Raw genomic sequence first — 22,961 nt, forward strand, 5'->3', positions numbered from 1 at the left:
ATTAACTTTTAAACTTTTAAACCTCTAAACTTTTAAACTTAAAATAAAAATGAACCAAGATTATATCAAAGCAGACAATTGGTCCATCATTGAAGAAGGATTTGATGCCGAAAGAGTAAAATCGTCTGAAAGTTTATTCAGTATCGGTAACGGTGCTATGGGACAACGTGCCAATTTTGAAGAATACTATTCAGGAAAAACATTTCAAGGAAGCTATATTGCAGGAATTTATTATCCTGATAAAACAAAAGTGGGTTGGTGGAAAAACGGCTATCCAGAATATTTTGCAAAAGTATTAAACGCACCCAATTGGATTGGAATTGACATTGAAATAAACGATGAAGTTTTCGATTTGGCAAAATGCAAAACTGTAGCCAATTTTAAACGTGAATTGAATATGAAAGAAGGTATTTACTATCGTTCTTTCACAGCAACATTACAAAACGGACTAGAAATTTCGGTTAAAGTAACGCGTTTTCTGTCATTAGATATTGATGAGCTAGGTGTGATTAATTTTGAGATTACTCCGTTAAATGGTGATGCCAAAATTGTTTACAAACCTTATATTGATGCCGGAGTTCACAACGAAGATGCTAACTGGGAAGAAAAATTCTGGGAACCACTGAATGTTCAACATTCAGATAATGAAGCATTTGTTACTGCTAGGACTTTCAAAACGCATTTCACGGCAACGACTTTTATGCAAAATACCATTCTGTTGGACGGTTCAAACGTAAATGCTTCACCTATTAATATTGAAAAAAACTACGAAAAAGTTCAATTTTCGTATGAAATAAATGTAGCAAAAGAACAAACTGCTACAATTCAAAAATTAGGTGGTTATACGGTTTCATTAAATCATGAAAACACTCAGATTGCTGCTCAAAATGTTATTGAAGAAGGTTTGAAAATTGGTTATTCAAATTTGGTTGAAAGTCAAATTCAAGCTTGGGCAAAAATTTGGGAAATGAGCGACATTACTATTGATGGTGATGTAAAAGCGCAACAAGGAATTCGTTTCAATATTTTCCAATTAAATCAAACCTATTTAGGGAAAGATTCTCGATTAAATATTGGTCCAAAAGGATTTACCGGTGAAAAATATGGAGGTTCTACCTATTGGGATACCGAAGCATATTGCATTCCTTTTTATATGGCAACCAAAGACCAACAAGTAGCAAGAAATTTATTGACTTACCGATACAATCAATTGGATAAAGCGATTGAAAATGCAGGCAAATTAGGTTTCAAAAATGGAGCTGCTTTGTATCCGATGGTTACAATGAATGGTGAAGAATGTCATAACGAATGGGAAATTACTTTTGAAGAAATTCATAGAAATGGCGCTATTGCTTTTGCCATTTACAACTATTTCAGATTCACAGGAGATTACTCATACATTCCTGAAAAAGGATTAGAAGTTCTTATCGGAATTGCACGTTTTTGGCACCAAAGAGCAACCTACTCTACTTACAGAAATCAATATGTGATTTTAGGAGTTACAGGTCCAAATGAATATGAAAATAATGTGAATAATAATTTCTATACTAATTATTTAGCTAAATGGTGTATCGATTATGCAGTTGAACAAATCAATAAAGTTGAAAAAGAATACACTTCAGATTATTCTCGAATATTGAGTAAAGTGAATTTGGATAATGCTGAAATCGTACATTGGAAAGCGGTTGCCGACAATATGTATTTTCCATATTCAAAAGAACATGATGTTTATTTGCAACAAGATGGTTTTTTAGATAAAGAATTGGTAAAAGTGCACGATTTAGATAAAAGTCAACGTCCAATTAACCAAAAATGGTCTTGGGATAGAATCTTGCGTTCGCCATACATCAAACAAGCAGATACTTTACAAGGTTTCTATTTCTTTGAAGATCATTTTACCAAAGAACAATTAGAAAAACATTTCGATTTTTACGAACCATTTACTGTTCATGAAAGTTCGCTTTCACCTTGCGTTCACTCTATACAAGCTGCAACTCTTGATAGAATGGAACAAGCATACACTTTCTACTTAAGAACTTCTCGTTTAGATTTAGATGATTACAACAAAGAAGTAGAAGAAGGTTGTCACATCACATCAATGGCTGGAACTTGGATGAGTATTGTAGAAGGTTTTGGTGGAATGAGAGTTAAAAATGACACCTTACATTTTGAACCAAAAATTCCTTCACAATGGCAAGGTTATTCGTTCAAAATAAACTTCAGAAATCAAATTTTAAAAGTTGAAGTACAACAAAATGAAACGAAATTTTCATTAGAAGGAAATAAAGAAATTACTGTTTTCGTCAACGGAAAAGAAGTATTAGTTGAGCCGAATAGTTTGGTAACTGTTTAGTTTCTCGCAAAGACACAAAGTCGCAAAGGAAAATTTTGCGGCTTTATTTTTTTTATTTGTTTTTATTTTAATTAAGAAAACAATATAAAGTTTGTTTCTATGCACCTTTGATATAAACGAAAAATAAAAATTATGACAGAAAACGAACTTTCAAAAATAATAGTCGATGTAAGTTACAAAATTCACACAAGACTTGGTCCTGGTCTATTAGAAAGCGTTTATGAAGCAATTTTACATCACGAATTAACCAAAAAAGGTTTAAAAGTAGAAAGACAAAAACCAATTCCCTTAGTTTGGGATGAAATTCATTTAGATATTGGATTTCGATCTGACTTGATTGTTGAAGAGAAAGTAATAATTGAAATAAAATCTGTAGAAAGTATTTCAAATGTTCATATGAAACAGTTACTAACTTACATTAGAGTATCTGATTTAAGATTAGGTTTACTAATAAATTTTAATGAAGCATTAATAAAAAACGGAATTAAACGAGTAGCAAATGGACTATATTAAACAAAATTTGCGCCTTTGCGCCTTTGCGAGAATAACAAAATTAATCATCTTTTTGTTTTTTTCAATTTCAACTTTCGCTCAAATTGACCGAGTTGAACCTCCTTTTTGGTGGAATGACATGGAACATTCTGATGTTCAAATAATGTTCTACGGAAAAAATATCGCAGAAAATCAAGTTTCCGTTTCCAATGGAATTATCATTAAAGGTATTCAAAAAACAGAAAATCCTAACTACGTTTTCGTAACCATAGACACAAAAAACACAACGGCTCAAAATTTGGTTTTCACTTTCAAAAACAAAAACAAATCGTTTACTCAAAACTATTCTTTAAAATCGAGAAAAGAAAATTCTAGAGACAGGAAAAGTTTTGATAGTTCTGACATGATTTATTTATTAATGCCCGACCGATTTGCAAACGGAAATACCAACAATGACAGCCATCCATCGGTAATTGAAAAAGCTGATAGAACAAAAATTGATGGTCGTTATGGTGGTGATATTGATGGGATGATAAAAAATTTAGATTACATAAAGGACTTGGGAGCAACAACTCTTTGGCCAACGCCACTTTGTGAAGATAATGATGAAAGAGGTTCATATCATACTTATGGTCAATCAGATGTTTATAAAATTGATCCACGATTTGGTACAAATGAAGACTATGTTAAATTAAGTAATGAGCTACATAATCGTGACATGAAATTAATCATGGATTATGTAACTAATCACTGGAGTTATAACCATTGGATGATGAAAGACATGCCAACATACGATTGGTTTCATCAATTTCCTGGTTACAAACAAACCAATTATAAAACGACAACACATTCTGATACAAATGCCTCTGAAACTGATAAAAACTTAGCGACAAGTGGTTGGTTTGTAAAATCAATGCCCGATTTGAATCAGAAAAACCCATTAGTGCTTAACTATTTAATTCAAAATGCCATTTGGTGGATAGAATATGCAAATCTTGATGGCTTTAGAGTAGATACTTATCCATATACTGATAAAGAATCAATTGCTCTTTGGACAAAAGCAGTAACTGACGAATATCCAAATTTCAATATTGCTGCCGAAGCATGGTTATATTCTCATGCACAAATTTCTTATTGGCAAAAAGACAGTAAAATTTCAGCTATTCAAAGCTATAATTCTTATTGCCCAACTGTAATGGATTTTATGTTGCAAACCATTTTAGAAAAAGGTGTTTTGAAAGAAGAAAAGCAAAATTGGAATGAAGGCGTAACCAAATTTTATGACACCTTTTCAAATGATTTCTTATATCCAAACATCAACAATATGTTTGTTTTTGCAGAAAATCACGACACACAACGTATCAATTTCGTCTATCCAAAATTTGAAGATTACAAAATTACAATGGCTTTAATTGCTACTATTCGAGGCATTCCACAATTGTACTATGGCTCAGAAATTGGAATGACTGGAAGTAAAAATGTAGGTGATGGCGATATTCGTCGAGAATTTCCTGGCGGATGGTCTGACCATAAACAAAATGCGTTTACAAAAGAAGGACGAACTGCTGAACAAGAAAAATATCATGCAGTAACTAAGAAACTTTTCAATTGGAGAAAAAACAAAGAAGTAATTCACACTGGAAAAACAACACACTATATTCCAGAAAACAATGTTTATGTTTATTTCAGATATAATGAAAAGGAAAGTGTAATGATCATAATGAATAATAGTGTTGAAAAACAAAAAATGAACATTAATCACTTTAAAGAAAGTATCAAGAACAATACTTCAGGAAAAGATGTCCTTACTGATAAATCATTTGATTTAAAAAATGATATTGAAATTGAAGGAAAATCAGTTTTAATTTTAGAATTGAAATAAAATGAAAAAACTACTTTTAATCTTATTAACCGCTACATTTTCATTTGCCCAAAGCAAAATTGAAAGTCATCAAATCATTAACAAAGAAAAAATTGAAGGAATTATCAATCGAATTGATAGTTTTCCAACAAAATTCATTGTTCCGAGAACTGTTGATGTTTGGTTACCATCCAATTATTCTAAAGATAAAAAATACAGCGTTTTGTATATGCACGACGGACAAATGCTATTTGATGCCTCTTCAACTTGGAACAAACAAGAATGGATGGTTGATGAAGTAGTTTCAAAATTGAATTCTGAAAATAAAATTCAAGATATTATTGTTGTTGCCATTTGGAACATTCCAAACTTGCGTCATATGGATTTATATCCAAACAAACCTTATCAATTACTATCAAAAGAAATTCAAGAACAAATTCAAACAGAAGTAAAAAAAGCAAAATTCCCATTTGATGACAAAAAGATAAATTCCGACAACTATCTTCAATTTATTGTCACGGAATTAAAACCTTATATAGATCAAAATTATTCTGTTTATACCGATGCTGAACATACAGGAATTATGGGTTCAAGTATGGGTGGATTAATTTCGATGTATGCTATTTGTGAATATCCTAATATTTTTGGTAAAGCTTCATGCTTATCAACACATTGGGTTGGATTTCGTGATTTTGAAAACAACCCTATTCCAGAAAGTTTTTTTACTTATATGAAGAAAAATTTACCCGATTCAAAAAATCACAAAATCTATTTCGATTACGGAACAGAAACACTTGACGCAAGTTATTTAAAGTATGAATATCGTGTTGATGAAGTGTTACAAGCAAAAGGATATACAACAGAAAATTATAAAAGTCTTAAATTTGAAGGAGAAAATCATTCGGAAGCTTCTTGGCAAAAACGAATTAATATTCCTGTAGAATTTATGTTTGAAAAATAAACAATGAAAATGAAAAAACTACTTGCACTACTATTTATATCAACAATTTCATTTGCTCAAAATGCAGATAGAAAATTCATTAATTTATCAAAAACAAACGACGGATTTGGTGTAGAAGTTTCTGATGGAAATTATTATTTTAAATTTATTAGTGATAAAATAGTCGAAACTTCATTCGTTCCAAAAAAAGAAAAAGTTAGTAATAACTCTCATGCAGTAATTTTAAATTCAAAAATAAAAAATCTTACTTATTTTGCTGAGTCAAATTCAATAGAATGCTATCCTAGTTTAGGTAAATTCAAAGTCAAAATTCAAAAATCTCCTTTCAAAATTTCTTACCTCAATAATAACGCAGAAATTCTTTCAGAAAAATCAGGCTATTTAAAACGCAAGCACATTCCACTTGAAAATGTAAAAGGAAACATTACTGCCGATTCTACTGAAGTTTTACAATTCAATATTTCATCAGACGAAGTACTCTATGGCGGTGGAGCAAGAGCTTTGGGAATGAATCGTCGTGGCAACAAATTAGCGCTTTACAATAGAGCACAATATGGTTATGAAACTCGCGCAGAATTAATGAATTTCTGTATTCCGTTGGTTTTATCTTCCAAATTATATGCTGTTCATTTTGATAACGAAGCCATTGGATATTTGGATTTAGATTCTAAAAAAGATAACACCTTAGAATATGAAACTATTTCTGGCAGAAAAACCTATCAAGTAATTGTGGGCAATTCTTGGGAAGATTTAGTAAAAAACTACACCGATTTAACCGGAAAACAACCTTTGCCACCACGTTGGGCATTCGGAAATTTCTCTTCTCGTTTTGGTTATCACACTCAAGAAGAAGTTGAAAAAACAATTCGCAAATTTGAAGAAAGTAAAATTCCTGTAGATGCAATAATTCTAGATTTATATTGGTTCGGGAAAACCGTTCAAGGCACAATGGGAAATCTAGAATGGGATAAAGATAACTTCCCAAATCCTGATAAAATGATTTCCGATTTGAATGCAAAAGGCGTAAAAACTGTTTTGATAACAGAGCCATTTATCCTTACAACATCTTCAAAATGGAAAGAAACCGTTGACAAAAAAGTCTTAGCAACACTAAAAGATGGAAAACCTGCAACTTGGGATTTCTATTTTGGAAACACTGGAATAGTTGACGTCTTCAAACCCGAAGGAAAAGAGTGGTTTTGGAATGTGTACAAACGATTAATCAATCAAGGTGTTTCTGGACTTTGGGGTGATTTGGGCGAACCAGAAGTTTTTCCATCTTATGCCAATACATTCGCAGGAAAAGCCGATGAAATTCATAATGTTTACGGACACAATTGGGCAAAACTAATTGCTGATGGTTACAAAAAAGATTTTTCTAATCAACGTCCATTTATATTAATGCGTTCAGGTTATTCAGGAAGTCAACGTTTTGGCATGATTCCTTGGAGTGGCGATGTTTCTAGAAGTTGGGGCGGCTTGCAAAGTCAAATGGAAATTGCGCTTCAAATGGGAATGCAAGGAATGGCTTATATGCACAGTGATTTAGGTGGTTTTGCTGGAGATTATTTTGACAACGAATTGTATTTACGTTGGTTACAATATGGTGTTTTCAACCCAATTTTTCGTCCACACGCTCAAGAAGATGTAGCTTCAGAAGTAGCTTATAAAGACATTGATACTAGAGAAATTGCTAAAAAAGCAGTAGCATTACGCTACCAAATGCTACCTTACAATTATAATTTAGCTTTTGAAAATACTACAGAAGGAAAACCTTTAATGCGACCATTGTTTTTTAATGAACCAAACAACAAAGAATTACTTTCAAAATCTGACGGTTATCTTTGGGGAAATGATTTTTTAGTGTATCCAATTACAGAAAAAGGTCAAACTCAAAAAGAAGTTTATTTTCCGAAAAATTCAAACTGGTATGATTTCTACACTGGGAAAAAATACGAAGCTGGAACAACTCAAAAAATAGAATTAAACAAAAATAACATTCCAACATTTGTTCGTGGCGGAAGTTTTATTCCGATGAATAAATCGATTCAAAATACTCAAAATTATGTGCTAAACGATTTTGATGTTCATTATTATTTTGATGAAAAATCGGAAACTTCAAAACTAAATCTTTACAATGACGATGGTGTGACTCCAAATAATTTTGAAAATCTAAAATTTGAAAAGTTCGATTTTAGAAGTAAATTCAAAAACAATAGTTTAAGTATCAGAGCAGAATATGATCATACTTTTGCAAATTCAAATAGCAAAAAAATAAATTTAATTATTCACGGATTTGATAAACTTCCAAAAGAAATTATTTTAAACAAAAAGCAGCTAAAAAATTCTGAATTTACATTTGAAAATAACTTACTGACAATTATTTTAGATTGTCCGTTGGATGTAACTAATGAAATTGAAATCAAACAATAAAATGAAAAAAATAACCTTCATCCTACTACTTACTATTATTTTTTCAAGTTGTAACTCAACCAAAGAGGTAACTTACACTCAAAAAATCAAAACACCTTTCGTTTGGGAAAGTGCCAATGTATATTTCTTATTAACTGATAGATTTTTGGATGGAAATCCAAACAACAATGCTATAATTAAAAGAGATAAACCAACAGCAAAATTGCGTGGTTTTGAAGGTGGCGATATTCGTGGTGTGATTCAAAAACTAGACGAAGGTTACTTTACCGATTTAGGCATCAATGCCATTTGGATGACACCTGTTATAGAACAAATTCACGGTTCAGTTGATGAAGGAACAGGAAATACTTATGGATTTCATGGATATTGGACTAAAGATTGGACAGCATTAGATCCAAGTTATGGAACGCGTGAAGATTTGAAAGAATTGGTCGATAAAGCACACGCAAAAGGAATTAGAATTATGCTTGATGCGGTTATAAATCACACTGGACACGCAACAGAATTGGATGAAAAATATCCTGATGATTGGGTTCGTTCTACTCCAAATTGCAAATACAATTCGTATGATACCAACATCAATTGTACTCTAGTTACTGGACTTTTTGATATAAAAACCGAAAGTAAAGAAAACGTCGAATTACCACCATTTTTGATTACAAAATGGAAAAAAGAAGGTCGTTATGAAGAAGAAGTTGCCGAACTGGATGCATTTTTCAAAAAAACTGGTTATCCAAGAGCGCCAAGATATTACATCATGAAATGGTTAGCCGATTATATTTTAGATTTTGGAATTGACGCCTATCGTGTTGATACTGTTAAGCATACTATGGAAGATGTTTGGTTTGATTTTGGAAAAGTTTGCGAAATGACTTTTGCAGAATTTAAAGCTAAAAATCCTTCAAAGGTTTTGGATAACAATGCGTTTTTTACGGTTGGTGAAGTTTATGGTTACAACATTGGAAGCAAAAGACTATATGATTATGGCGACAAAAAAGTAGATTATTATGCCAACGGATTTACTAGTTTAATCAATTTTGATTTTAGAAATGAGGCCAAAATGAATTATGAAGAGTTGTTTTCAAAATATTCCTATATTCTTCAGAATGATTTGAAAGGAAAAACGGTTATGAACTATGTATCGTCTCACGATGATGGTTGGCCGTTTGATAAAAAACGTGAAAAAACATTTGAATCTGGAACCAAATTATTGCTTACTCCAGGAGTTTCTCAAGTATATTATGGAGATGAAACTGCTCGTTCTTTAGATATTGAAGGAACAAATGGCGATGCAACTTTGCGTTCGATGATGAATTGGGAAGATTTGAAAACCAATAAAATGACTTTCAAAGTCTTAAATCATTGGCAAAAATTAGGACAATTTAGAAAAAATCATCCATCGGTTGGAGCAGGAATTCACAAGCAAATTACGAGTTCTCCTTATGTATTTAGTCGTGACTATTCTAATGGAAATTATTCTGATAAAGTTGTTGTTGGATTGGATTTACCTATCGGAAAAAAAGAAATTTCTGTTGGAACTATTTTTGAAAACGGAACAAAAGTAAAAGATGTTTATTCTGGAAAAACTTCAGAAGTTATTGATGGAAAAGTGGCGATTGATAGTGAATTTGGGATTGTATTATTAGAAAAAAATTAATAACAATATCATAACGTGATAATTTAAAGTAATAATTTTCAACAAATTAGTTTTGAAATAATAATTTCAATTTAATATGCACCAATGAAAATCTGTTATTTATTTTTAATTTCATTTTTATTTATTCAATGCAACGTGATGAAAAAACCACTCAATATTGGACATCGAGGAGCAATGGGACACGAAACTGAAAACACTATTTCCTCCATCAAAAAAGCTTTAGAGCTTAATGTTGATATGATTGAAATTGACGTTTTTGTAATTAAATCAGGTGAAGTTGTAGTTTTTCACGATGACATTTTAGATAGTTTGACTAATGCTAAAGGAAAAATAGAAGACTATAATTGGGAAGGACTTCAAAAAGTAACTGTTAAAGGAAACCATAAAATTCCACTTTTAGAAGAAGTAATCGCAACAATAAATAAAAAAACTCCTTTAAATATTGAACTAAAAGGAAGCAAAACTGCCAAACCTGTTTTTGATATAGTTCAAACGTTTTATGAAAAAGGATGGACAAAAGATAATTTTACAATTTCAAGTTTCCTCTGGAATGAATTAGAAAATTATAGACAACTTGATAATGTAATTTCCATTGGAATTTTAACAGAGGAGAATCCAATTGATGCAATAAACGTTGGTGAAAAATTAAAAGCTCAAAGTATTAATCCTTGGTATAAGACTTTAACATCAGAAAATATTGACCTAATTCATAAAAAAGGTTTCAAAATTTATACTTATACAGTCAACGAACCTGATACCATTAAAAAAATGATTCGTTTAGGTGTTGACGGAATTTTTTGTAATTATCCTGAAAGATTGCGTTAAAGTTTAGTGTTATAAAAGTTTATCTTTGTCAAAGATTAAAACTCTAACAAAGATTTTCAAAAATATGAATTCAAAATACGACATCCTAATTGTTGGTGGTGGTGCAGCAGGTTTTTTTACAGCAATTAACATTGTTGAGAAAAATCCGAAGTTAAAAGTCGCTATTTTAGAACGTGGAAAAGAAGTTTTATCTAAAGTTAGAGTTTCTGGTGGCGGACGTTGCAATGTTACTCACGCGTGTTTTGTTCCAAATGATTTAGTCAAATTTTATCCTCGTGGCGAAAAAGAACTTCGTGGACCTTTTCATCAATTTTGTTCTGGCGATACGATTGAGTGGTTTGAAAAACATGGAGTTGAATTAAAAATCGAAGACGATGGTAGAATGTTTCCAACTTCAGATTCTTCTCAAACTATTATTGATTGTTTTTTGACCGCTACACAAAAACTAAAAATTGACATTTTAACCAATCAAAGTGTGCAATCACTTTTCAAAGGTGAAAATTATTGGAAAGTAGAAACCAATGTAGAAACATTTTCTTGTCAAAAATTAGTTATGACTACTGGAAGCAATCCAAAAATATGGGAAATGCTTACTAAACTCGGTCATTCTATCATTTCGGCTGTTCCATCATTGTTTACATTTAATATAAAAGACAAACGAATTAAAGATTTAATGGGCTTGTCTGCTTTTGCATCTGTAAAAGTTAAAAACACAAAATTGGAATCGTCTGGACCACTATTAATAACGCATTGGGGAATGTCTGGGCCAGGAATATTAAGACTTTCAGCTTGGGGTGCACGAATATTGGCAGATAAAAATTATCAATTTGTTTTACAAGTCAATTGGTTAAACGACCTAACATTACAAGAAACACTTGAAAAACTTAAGGAACTAAAATTAGAACATTCTAAAAAAGCAGTTTCAAAGAAATCTCCGTTTGAATTTCCTAACAGACTTTGGGAAAGTTTTGTTTTAGCTTCTAATATATTGGAAGATACTAAATGGGCAGATTTATCTAAAAATCAACTATCCAATTTAGCCAATCAATTAACGAATGGCGAATTTCAAGTAAATGGCAAAAGTACTTTCAAAGAAGAGTTTGTAACAGCAGGCGGAATCGATTTAAAAGAAATCAATTTCAAAACTATGGAAAGTAAATTATATCCAAATTTATATTTCGCTGGAGAGATTTTAAACATTGATGCCATAACTGGTGGATTTAATTTTCAAAATGCCTGGACTGGCGGTTTTATTATTGCTCAAACAATTGTTAATTAAATTAAAATTTCTCATCCCTTGATATCATTGAAACTGATTATTTTTCAATAAAATAAATTTACCTTTTGTTTGTAAGTGTTTAAAAATCAACTTATATTTGATTTACCAAAAAACAAACAAACATGAAAAAACAATTACTTTTAAGTTTTTTTGCACTCATTTTCGGAACATTTTTAACCCTTGCACAAACTACTCCTGTTTGTGGAGAAACATTTACCGATCCTGCTGGCGCAACAACAAATTATGCAAATAATTCTAACGTAACAACAACTATTTGTCCGTCTAATCCTGGAGAATTTGTTACTGTTTCTTTTACATCATTTGCATTAGAAAATAATTTTGATAGGTTAAAAATCTACAACGGAACTTCTGCAAGTGCGCCTTTAATTGCAGATTTAACAGGAAGTACAATTCCATCTGCATACACTTCAAGTGATATAAGTGGATGCTTGACTTTCGTTTTCACATCAGATACTTCTATAAATCAGGCAGGTTGGGTTGCAAATATTACTTGTGGATCAACTCCAATATGTTTAGCACCTATTTCAGTAAATGCAACTCCAACAAACAATACTTCGGTTGTGTTGAATTGGGTAGATCCTAATCAAGGAATTGGTCCATGGGAAATCTTGTTAACTGCAAATGGCACAGCAATTTCGCAAACAATTATAGCACAATCAAATCCATTTGACTTAACTGGATTAACACCTGGTGTAATTTATACAGCTTCTGTAAGATCAATATGTGGAAATACTACAAGTAATTGGTCATCTCCGATAACTTTTACAACAGGAACAACAGCAACATGTACTGAACCAACTAACATAGCTATTTCTGGTGTAACAACAACTACAGCTAATATAAATTGGGCAATTTCTTCTAACAATTCTCAATGGGAAGTTTTTATAGCACCATGTGGAACACCAAATCCAACACCAAATAATACCGGAGTATTGGTTACTACAAATACCTATCAAGCCGTTGGATTGAATCCAAATACTTGCTATTCTGTTTTTATTAGATCGATCTGTTCTACTACATCAACTAGTTCTTGGTCGCAAGCCCATACATTCACAACATTAGCAAATACAACAAACCCATTAACCTGTGGAAGTATTTTTACAGATCCTGAGGGTTCTAGTACAAGTTATTCAAATAATGCTAATTCAACTGTTACAATTTGTCCTACCAATACAGGCAATCAAGTTACAGTTACCTTCACTTCATTCTCTCTTGAAGCAAATTATGATGGATTATATGTTTATAATGGAAATTCAATTACATCACCTCAAATAGCAAGTGCAAATGGAGCGGCAAACGTTCCTGGAGGTTTAGCCGGAGCTTATTGGGGAACAACTCTACCTGGTCCATTTACTTCAACACATTCTAGTGGATGTTTAACTTTTGTATTTAGAAGTGATACTTCAGTAGTTCAATCGGGATGGATTGCAAATATTACATGTGGCGTAGCTCCAACTTGTCCAAAACCAACAAACTTAGTTGTTACTGGAATTACAACAACTTCAGCAACTTTAGGATGGGTTAACAATAGCTCAGCAACAAGTTGGGAAGTAATTGCTTTACCATGCGGAACTGCTCCGACTGCAACATCAGTAGGTATAGTAACAACTGTTAATCCTTATACTTTCACAAATTTAACTCCAAATAGTTGTTACCAATTGTATGTTAGAGCAATTTGTTCTCCATCAGATATTAGCGATTGGTCTGTTGGCGCAACTCTTAATACACCTGCAACTTGTCCAAAACCAACCGCATTGATTACATCTGCTGTAACATCACAATCTGCTTCGGTAGCTTGGACAAATAATAGTACTGCCTCTTCATGGGAAGTTGTTGCTCTTCCATGTAACACAGTTCCTGATAGCTCAACAACAGGCACAATTACAACAACTAATCCATTTATTGTAAATGGACTTACCGCAAACACTTGCTATAGTATTTTTGTAAGAGCTATTTGTTCAGCAATTGATTCAAGTGATTGGTCAAACGGAATTAGTATCAATACTATGCCAACACCACCAATATGCGGAGGCGTATTTGTTGACAATGGTGGTTCAATCGCTAATTATACCAACAATGCCGACAATACTTATACTATATGCCCAACAAATCCTGGAGAAGTTGTAACAGTAACATTTACACAATTTGATACTGAAACAAATTGGGATGGATTATATGTTTTTGATGGTAATTCAATTACCTCACCACAAATTCCAAGTACAAATGGAGCAGCACAAGTTCCAGGAGGTTTAGCTGGTTCTTTCTGGGGTACAACTATTCCAGGACCATTTACATCTTCAGATCCTAGTGGCTGTCTTACCTTCAGATTTAGAAGTGATTCTTCTGTTGTAAGATCTGGCTGGTCTGCAAATATTACTTGTGGTCTAGATTTGGATAAAATTATTCTTGTTGCCTTCAATGACCAAAATAATAATGGCATTAAAGATTCAGGTGAAACCTATTTTACAAATGGTTCATTTAATTATCAGCAAAATAATACCGGACCAATTACAAATGCCTTTTCATCTACAGGAAGACAAACAGTTTACGATTCAAATCCAGTAAATACTTATGACTTTTCATATAGTATCCAAACAGAATATCTTCCTTACTATAGCTCTGGAACAACTTCATTCAATGATGTAAATATTCCAGTAGGAAGTGGAACACAAATTCTTTACTTCCCTATTGTTCTAACTCAAGCTTATAATGATGTTACTATTTCTATTGTTCCAATGGGCTCTCCAAGACCAGGATTAACTTATACAAATAAAATTGTATATAAAAACTTAGGAGTAGCTGCAACAGACGGAACAATAACTTTTGAAAAGCCAACACAAGTAACCATTACTGCAATTAGTCAAACAGGAACTATTGCTAATGCGACTGGATTTACGTATAACTTTACTAATCTTCTTCCTAATGAAACAAGAGTGTTTTATGTTACAATGAGTGTACCAGCAAGTCCAGTAGTAAACTTAGGTGATTTACTTATTGCAAATGCAACAATTTCAGCTCCTTCAAACGATATCAATTTAACAAATAACTCAACTAGAATTACACAAATTGTAGTAAATTCATTTGATCCAAATGATAAAATGGAGTCGCATGGAGAAGAAATTCTTTTTAGTCAATTTAACCAAAATGAAGATTTAATTTATACAATTAGATTCCAAAACTACGGAACTGCTAATGCCATTGATGTAAGAATTGAAGATGTTTTAGATTCACAAATTGACCCTGAAAGTATTAGAATGATTAGCTCAAGTCACAATTATGTTATGACAAGAGTTAATAACAATATTGTTTGGAATTTCAATAACATACAACTAGTTCCTATATCAGTAAATGAGGAATTAAGCATGGGATATGTGCAATTTAGAATCAAATTAAACCCAGGTTTTGCTGTTGGTTCAATAATACCAAATACCGCATCTATCTATTTTGATTCAAATCCTGCAATTGTAACAAATACTTTTACAACTGAGTTCACAGCAGCATTAAACAATCAAGCTTTTGATGGTACTAATTTTAAATTGTATCCAAATCCAGCAAGCCAATTTATAAATATCAGTTTAAATAATACTTCTGAAATTATTGATAATGTGATTATTTATGATGTTTTAGGCAAAATCATTAAAGAAGTAAAATCAATTTCTTCTAATAGTTCTACAATTGACACTTCAAGTTTCTCTAAAGGTGTTTATTTATTAGAAATATCTACTGAAAATGGTTTAAAACAAAACAAAAAACTTGTGATAAAATAATTTTTAAAAGTTAATCAAAATCATAATTCCCAATTATTAAATTTATAATTGGGAATTTTTTTTTGTAAATAAATTTGATGAGATATTGGTTTTATTGAGTTTGTAGAATTTTATAAAAAAAACCTTAGATTTTAGATATAAGTTATTAAAAATCAATGTATATTTGATTTCTATAAATCAATCAAACATGAAAAAACAATTACTTTTAACCCTATTCTCTTTGTTATTTGGGGCTATTTTTTATAGCGCTGCACAATCAGGATGTAGCCAATTTTTTTATGACAATGGTGGTCAAAATGGAAATTATACTGATTCCGCTTATGACATTAATACTTTTTGTCCAAACACACCTAACGAAACATTACTGATTAGTTTTAATTCTATTTCTTTGGAAATGGATGATGTACTTTATGTATATGAAGGTTCTAGTCCAAACGGAAATTTACTTTCAATTATTGATAGCAATAGCCCAACACAAATGACATTAAGTACAAATAATCCTGGACAATGTGTAACATTTGTATTTCAATCTAACACATCAGGAAACAGTGGTGGTTGGGAAGCAATGATTGATTGCGTAACAACAAATTTGCCTTGTTTAGCACCAGTTTCATTAAACACAACACAAATTGATAGCAATACGGTTTCTTTATCTTGGATAGACATCAATCAATCAAGTAATCTTTGGGAAATAGTGGTTACTCCTGCATTAGGAGGAAGTTCGCTTATAGCTGGTTCAAGTCCTTTTCAATTAACTGGATTAACTCCTGATGTAACTTATATGGTTGTTATAAGACCTATATGTAATGGCATACCAGGTGATTGGTCTACACCACATACTTTTAGCACCACACAAGTATTAACTTGTATTGAACCAACCATTCAATCTGTTACTGGAATTACAAATAATAGTGGTGTAGTAAATTGGACTTTGACAAGCAGTACTAATGAATGGGAAGTATTAGTTTTACCATGTACTGCAACAAATCCAACACCTAATAATGCTGGAATGTCAGTTACCACGAACACTTATCTTGCACCTGGATTAAATGCTAGCACTTGTTATAAAGTCTTTGTTAGAACAGTTTGTTCTACTACACTTACTAGTCCATGGTCACAGCCTATTACATTTACAACTTTAGCAAATCCAATACCATCACCAGTTTGTGGTGGACAGTTTATAGATAATGGTGGTTTAACTGCTAATTATGCAAATAACTCTGACAATACATATACCATTTGCCCAACTTCTCCTGGCGATCAAGTTGTTGTTACATTTACAGCATTTAATACAGAAGCTAACTGGGACGGATTGTATGTTTTCAACGGACCAACAATTTCATCAACACAAATTTCAAGTGGAAATGCTGGTGCAAGTGTTCCTGGTGGATTGCCTGGTGCTTTTTGGGGTACCGTCATTCCAGGTCCATTTGTTTCATCTGACGCAAGTGGATGTTTGACTTTTAGATTTAGAAGTGATTCTTCTGTAAACAGAGATGGTTGGTTAGCAAATGTAGAATGTCTACCACAAGCAACTTGTTTACAACCAACAATTTTAGCAGCTACAAATATTACAGGTACTACAGCAACTATTAATTGGACCGAAAATGGTACAGCAACACAATGGGAAGTTTTAGTAGTACCATCAACAGCTCCTGCTCCAACTCAATCTTCAGTTGGAACAATAACTAGTTCAAACCCATTACAAGTTACTGGATTAAATTATGCTACAATTTACAATGCTTATGTAAGATCAATTTGCTCGGCAACAGATTCAAGTTATTGGTCTTTTGCAAGAACGTTTACTACACTTTCTAACATTTGTAGCGTACCAACGAATGTATTAGCAAACAATATCACTACAACAAGTGCCAATTTAAGTTGGACTCAATCTGGTACTGTTTCACAATGGGAAGTTTTGGTTTTACCATTAGGATCTCCTGCTCCAACAGCTGCCTCAACTGGAACGCTTATTTCTACAAACCCTTATCAAGTAACTGGATTAAATATAGGAACATCTTATGTTTTTTATGTTAGAGCAGTTTGTTCGTCAACAACAATGAGTAATTGGACATCTAGAGCATTTACAACACTTCAAACCAATTGTATTACACCATCAAATGTTGTTGTAAATAGTACTACACCAACAAGTGCAAATTTAAGCTGGACTCAATCTGGTTCTGTTTCACAATGGGAAGTTTTGGTTTTACCTTTTGGTTCACCAGTACCTACAATAGCATCAACTGGTATATTAGCTCCAACAAACTCTTATCAAGCAACTGGATTGACTACAGGAACAACTTATACTTTTTATGTTAGAGCAGTCTGTTCAACTACTGAAGTAAGTAGTTGGGCATCTAGATCATTTACACCAAACATTACATTGCCTCCACTAACAACTAGTACTAATCAATACACAGTTGACCAATTAGTGACAAATGTTTTAATCAATAATCCATGTCTAACAGTTTCAAACATAACTTCTAGCACAGGAACTAACTTTGGTTCTGTTAATGGAATTGGTTCGTTTACAAATACTAATCCATTATTTCCAATTTCATCAGGTATTGTTCTATCATCAGGAAACGCAATGAGTGCACCAGGTCCGAATACTTCAATATTAAGTGAAGGAAGTTCTGCTTGGACAGGAGATGCCCAATTAGAAGGAATAATTTCAAGTGCTATTGGTGTACCAATGGTTTCTAAAAATGCTACAAAATTAGAATTTGATTTTACTAGTTTAAATTCTTACATGAGTTTTAATTTCTTATTAGCATCTGACGAATATGGTACTTTCCAATGTGATTTTGCTGATGCTTTTGCTTTCCTTTTAACTGATTTAGACACTGGAATCACAACTAATCTTGCAGTTATTCCAGGAACAACTATACCAGTCTCTGTTGTTACTATTAGAAATAATTTACACAACAATTCGTGTGCCTCTGCAAATCCATTATTTTTTGATTCTTATTACGCAAATAATCAAACAGCTTCAGCAACAAACTATAATGGTCAAACCGTTAAAATGACTGCATCGGCTAACATTATTCCAAATCATAATTATCATATTAAGTTGGTAATTGCAGATAGAAGTGATACTGCTTATGATTCGTCTGTATTTATTGAAGCTGGAACTTTTGCTTCTGGTCCGCCTCAATGTTCTGATAAAATTGAACTAGTAGCATTCATAGATGAAAACGGAAATGGAATTAAAGATACTAATGAAGTAAACTTTACTTATGGTTCGTTCACTTCATTACAAAACAATGCAGGAAATGTTACCAATATTTCATCTCCATCTGGAACATACACAATTTATGATGCAAATCCTTCAAACGTTTATGACTTTGGATATCAAATCAATACAGAATATGCTCCATACTATACATTAGGTACTGTAAATTATAATGATATTAATATTCCATTGAATAGTGGAACACAAACATTGTATTTCCCAATTACATTAACTCAAGGGTTTAATGATGTGTCTGTTACCATTGTACCAGTTGGTGCTCCAGTTCCTGGATTCAATTATGTTAATAAAATCGTTTACAAAAACTTAGGTGTTATTGCTACTGACGGAACTTTGACCTTCAATAAAGATGCAAATGTTTCTATAACTAATGTTTCTCAAGCTGGAACAATTGCAAATGCAACAGGTTTTACTTATAACTTCACAAATCTAGCTCCTTATGAAACGAGATACATTTTCGTAACAATGAGTGTTCCTGCAATTCCTACAGTTAATCTTGGAGATTTGTTAACTAATACAGCAAGTATTGTAGCTACTGCAAATGATATCAACTTGACTAATAATAATCATTCAAATACTCAAGTAGTTGTAGGTTCTTACGATCCAAATGATAAAATGGAAGCTCATGGCGAACAAATTCCATTCAATCAATTTAGTCAAAATGATTATTTGTACTATACTATTCGTTTCCAAAATGAAGGCACAGCTAATGCCATTAATGTTAGAATTGAAGATTTCTTAGATGCTCAATTGGATGAAGCAAGTATAAGGGTTGTTGATGCAAGTCACAATTACATCATGGAGCGTGTTGGCAATCATATTATCTGGAAATTTGATTATATTCAATTACCAAGTTTCTTAGAAAATGTAGATTTAAGTAAAGGTTATGTAACATTTAAAATCAAAATGAAACCTGGATTTGCAGTAGGAGATATTGTTCCAAATACTGCTTCTATTTACTTTGATACTAATCCTGCGATTGTTACTAATACTTTTACAACTGAATTTACAGCTGCTTTAGCAAATGCAAGTTTTGGATTAGAAAACTTTGTTTTATATCCGAATCCAACAAATTCATTTATTCAAGTTAATTTACAAAACACATCTGAGTTGCTTGAAAACGTAATTATTTACGATGTTTTAGGTAAAACAGTTAAAACCATTTCTGCGAATAATTCAAACGAAATGAAAGTTGATGTTTCTAACTTATCGAAAGGTGTTTATCTGGTTGAAATCACAACACAATCGGATTTAAAAATCACTAAGAAACTGGTAATCAACTAAAAAATAAAAATAAAATTTTAAAAGTCCCGAAAAATTAACTTTCTCGGGACTTTTTATTTGCAATAAAAAAGCTACATTTGATTAACTTTAATTTTAAGTTTATGAAATCGCCATTAACAACAAGTTTGCGCAAGCAAACACCAATAAATAAAAAGGCGATACCATATGTGACCGCTAAAAAATAAATTTTACATATATGAAAAAATTTCTACTCTTTTTGTTACTAATCACATTTTCATTTGTAAACGCACAAATTAACACACAAGTGAGTAATTACAATGTTTGTGATACAAATTCTGATGGATTTGCTCAATTTGATTTAAACACTAAAATACCTGAGATTTTAGGAAATGAAAATCCAAGTATTCATAATATAACCTTTCATTTAACAAATGTAGATGCTCAAGTTGGTGCTAATCCTATTCAAAATCCAACAAGTTTTACTAACGTGGTTCCTACTCAAATGATTTGGGCAAGAGTAATTAATACACAAACTTCACAACTATGGGTAAGTCAATTTAACCTTGTTCTAAATTTACCAGCAAATGCAGGAAATGATGGTTCAACTACAGTTTGTGAAACATCAACAACAGTAATTAATTTATTTGCACTAATTACTGGTGAACAACCAGGAGGAACTTGGTCAAGAACTTCAGGAACTGGAGGAGCTTTTAGTGCGTTATCTGGAACTTACACACCTGCATTTGGTGCAACAACAAGTACATTTTCATATACAATTCAAGGAATTCCACCATGTGTTAATGATACTAGTGTGGCTGTAGTTAACTTATCCGCACAACCAAACGCAGGATCAGATGGAGTAATAACAGTTTGTAATACTTCAACAACACCAATAGATTTATATTCCTTAATCACTGGTGAGCAATTTGGAGGAACTTGGTTTAGAACTACTGGTGTTGGCGGAACTTTTAACACAGTAACAGGAACCTTTACTCCTTCTCCAAACGCAACAACAAGTACATTTACCTATACATTAACTGGAACTGCTCCATGTATAAATGATTCAAGTATTGCTACTGTGATAATAAACTCTTGTGGACCGATAATTTGTTTAACTCCAACAGATTTGAATGTTACAAATGTATCTGATACTTCTGCTGTCTTAGTATGGAATCAATCAGGCCCATCTACAAGTTGGGAAGTATTTGTGGTTCCTTTTGGAGCACCGGCTCCAACTACTCCAACGGGTGGAATCCTTGCTACTTCTGGTCCTTTTCCAATAATAGGTTTAACACCAAATACTTGTTATTCTTATTATGTAAGAAGTCTTTGTAATGCAAATCAGTTTAGTCCTTGGGCTGGACCAATGAATTTTTGTACTTATGATTGCACAAACAATGCACAATGTCCAGAACGTTTGAATTTAGTTGCCTTTTTAGATGAGAACACAAATGGAATTAAGGACATCAATGAAAACTTTTTCAATTATGGAAATTTTGTTTATAATATAAATTCTGGAGCACCAATTTATGCAAATTCTAATTCTGGTACTTTCAGTATTTTTGATAGTAACCCTACTAATTCATATAATTTAAGTTTTGTAGTTAATTCTAATTTAATACCATATTATAGTTCAACAAGTACATATTCTAATATAACTCTTCCAACAGGCAGTGGAACAACAACTTATTATTTCCCAGTAACCTTAATCCAGCCTTATAATGACCTAAAAGTTTCACTTCTACCTTATGGATCACCAAGACCAGGATTTACTTATCAAAATTGGATAAGCTACAGAAACAATGGTTTTCAGAACATAAATGGAACTGTAACTTTTGTTAAAGATCCTTTAGTTACAATAACTTCAATTTCACAAACAGGTACAACTTCTACTTCAAATGGATTTACCTATAATTTTACAAATCTTGCACCAAATGAAGAACGATGGTTTACAGTTACTATGCAAGTTCCAACAATTCCGACTGTTAATTTGGGTGATGTAATTACAAATTCTGTTAGTATTGCTCCATTAACTGGTGATGCTTTTCCTGATGACAATCAAATGAGTTTGTCTCAAATAGTTGTTGGTTCGTATGATCCAAATGACAAAACAGAAGCTCATGGTGGCAAAATTGATATTGATGATTTTACTTCAAATGATTATTTAACGTATACTATTCAATTTGAAAATACTGGAACTGCAAATGCCGAATTTGTAAGAGTTGAAGATTTTCTTGATGCCTCTTTAAATCCAAGTTCGATAGAAATGTTGGGTTCAAGCCATGCTTACAATATGAGACGAATTGGAAATCAATTGATATGGAATTTTTATAACATCAATCTACCTCCAACATCTATCAATCCAACAGGAAGTCATGGGTTTATCCAATTTAAAATTAAGCCTACAGCTGGCTTTGCTCTTGGTGATATAATTCCTAATAAAGCATTCATTTATTTTGATTATAATCCACCAATTATAACAAATGAATTTCAAACTGAATTTGTACAATCTTTAAAAACTACAGATTTTGATAGTTCTAATTTTGTATTGTATCCAAATCCGACAAATTCAAATATTAATGTTAGTCTGTTAAATTCGTCAGAGGCAATTAACTCAGTAGAAATTCATGACTTACTTGGGAAAAAGATTAAAGAAGTGATCAACTCTTCATCAAATGATGTAAATATTGATGTTTCAGATTTATCAAAAGGTGTTTATTTAGTTCAAATTACAACACAATCTGACTTAAAAATCACCAAGAAATTAATAATTCAATAGTCTAAAAAAAAACCGATTCGTAAATGAATCGGTTT

General features: G+C 32.0%; 11 protein-coding genes. All 11 read left to right on the top strand.

What is annotated here, in order from left to right; genetic code table 11:
• The first annotated feature begins 49 nt into the window (after positions 1-49).
• The 11 genes from ABD771_RS03435 to ABD771_RS03485 all read left to right on the top strand — a co-directional run bounded on the left by ABD771_RS03435 (position 50) and on the right by ABD771_RS03485 (position 22,926).
• On the top strand, positions 50-2,353 hold the full coding sequence (locus ABD771_RS03435) for a glycoside hydrolase family 65 protein (protein WP_345090700.1): 2,304 nt from the start codon (positions 50-52) through the stop codon (positions 2,351-2,353).
• Positions 2,354-2,485: 132 nt separating this feature from the next.
• Positions 2,486-2,866 carry a GxxExxY protein gene (locus ABD771_RS03440; protein ID WP_345090702.1) on the top strand — a complete coding sequence of 127 codons (381 nt, stop codon included), beginning with the start codon at positions 2,486-2,488 and terminating at the stop codon, positions 2,864-2,866.
• Positions 2,853-4,727: a glycoside hydrolase family 13 protein gene (locus ABD771_RS03445; protein ID WP_345090704.1), complete on the top strand. Its 1,875-nt coding sequence runs from the start codon at positions 2,853-2,855 to the stop codon at positions 4,725-4,727. The genes ABD771_RS03440 and ABD771_RS03445 overlap by 14 nt, the downstream gene beginning before the upstream one ends.
• A gap of 1 nt (position 4,728) precedes the next feature.
• Positions 4,729-5,667, top strand: a complete 939-nt coding sequence (locus tag ABD771_RS03450) for an alpha/beta hydrolase (RefSeq protein ID WP_345090706.1) — start codon at positions 4,729-4,731, stop codon at positions 5,665-5,667.
• 9 nt (positions 5,668-5,676) lie between these two features.
• Entirely contained in the window at positions 5,677-8,100 is a 2,424-nt protein-coding gene (locus ABD771_RS03455) for a glycoside hydrolase family 31 protein (protein WP_345090709.1), read from the top strand.
• 1 nt (position 8,101) lies between these two features.
• On the top strand, positions 8,102-9,757 hold the full coding sequence (locus ABD771_RS03460; protein ID WP_345090713.1) for an alpha-amylase family glycosyl hydrolase: 1,656 nt from the start codon (positions 8,102-8,104) through the stop codon (positions 9,755-9,757).
• Between the two features lie 138 nt (positions 9,758-9,895).
• Positions 9,896-10,582, top strand: a complete 687-nt coding sequence (locus ABD771_RS03465) for a glycerophosphodiester phosphodiesterase (RefSeq protein ID WP_345090715.1) — start codon at positions 9,896-9,898, stop codon at positions 10,580-10,582.
• A gap of 64 nt (positions 10,583-10,646) precedes the next feature.
• Positions 10,647-11,861: a BaiN/RdsA family NAD(P)/FAD-dependent oxidoreductase gene (locus ABD771_RS03470; RefSeq protein WP_345090718.1), complete on the top strand. Its 1,215-nt coding sequence runs from the start codon at positions 10,647-10,649 to the stop codon at positions 11,859-11,861.
• A 122-nt stretch (positions 11,862-11,983) separates the two neighbouring features.
• Positions 11,984-15,649: a DUF7619 domain-containing protein gene (locus ABD771_RS03475; RefSeq protein WP_345090720.1), complete on the top strand. Its 3,666-nt coding sequence runs from the start codon at positions 11,984-11,986 to the stop codon at positions 15,647-15,649.
• A gap of 187 nt (positions 15,650-15,836) precedes the next feature.
• The gene (locus ABD771_RS03480; protein WP_345090723.1) at positions 15,837-20,186 is read left to right on the top strand and encodes a DUF7619 domain-containing protein; all 4,350 of its coding nucleotides are present in this window, start codon (positions 15,837-15,839) and stop codon (positions 20,184-20,186) included.
• 196 nt (positions 20,187-20,382) lie between these two features.
• Positions 20,383-22,926, top strand: coding sequence for a DUF7619 domain-containing protein (locus tag ABD771_RS03485; RefSeq protein WP_345090726.1), 2,544 nt, complete (start codon positions 20,383-20,385; stop codon positions 22,924-22,926).
• The last annotated feature ends 35 nt before the right edge of the window (positions 22,927-22,961 follow it).

The sequence above is a fragment of the Flavobacterium chungnamense genome (genome assembly GCF_039539165.1).
GTDB lineage: Bacteria > Bacteroidota > Bacteroidia > Flavobacteriales > Flavobacteriaceae > Flavobacterium > Flavobacterium chungnamense.

Coding starts and splice junctions, on each gene's coding strand:
- ABD771_RS03435 (WP_345090700.1), top strand. CDS start 50: ATGAACCAAGATTATATCAAAGCAGACAATTGGTCCATCATTGAAGAA.
- ABD771_RS03440 (WP_345090702.1), top strand. CDS start 2,486: ATGACAGAAAACGAACTTTCAAAAATAATAGTCGATGTAAGTTACAAA.
- ABD771_RS03445 (WP_345090704.1), top strand. CDS start 2,853: ATGGACTATATTAAACAAAATTTGCGCCTTTGCGCCTTTGCGAGAATA.
- ABD771_RS03450 (WP_345090706.1), top strand. CDS start 4,729: ATGAAAAAACTACTTTTAATCTTATTAACCGCTACATTTTCATTTGCC.
- ABD771_RS03455 (WP_345090709.1), top strand. CDS start 5,677: ATGAAAAAACTACTTGCACTACTATTTATATCAACAATTTCATTTGCT.
- ABD771_RS03460 (WP_345090713.1), top strand. CDS start 8,102: ATGAAAAAAATAACCTTCATCCTACTACTTACTATTATTTTTTCAAGT.
- ABD771_RS03465 (WP_345090715.1), top strand. CDS start 9,896: ATGAAAAAACCACTCAATATTGGACATCGAGGAGCAATGGGACACGAA.
- ABD771_RS03470 (WP_345090718.1), top strand. CDS start 10,647: ATGAATTCAAAATACGACATCCTAATTGTTGGTGGTGGTGCAGCAGGT.
- ABD771_RS03475 (WP_345090720.1), top strand. CDS start 11,984: ATGAAAAAACAATTACTTTTAAGTTTTTTTGCACTCATTTTCGGAACA.
- ABD771_RS03480 (WP_345090723.1), top strand. CDS start 15,837: ATGAAAAAACAATTACTTTTAACCCTATTCTCTTTGTTATTTGGGGCT.
- ABD771_RS03485 (WP_345090726.1), top strand. CDS start 20,383: ATGAAAAAATTTCTACTCTTTTTGTTACTAATCACATTTTCATTTGTA.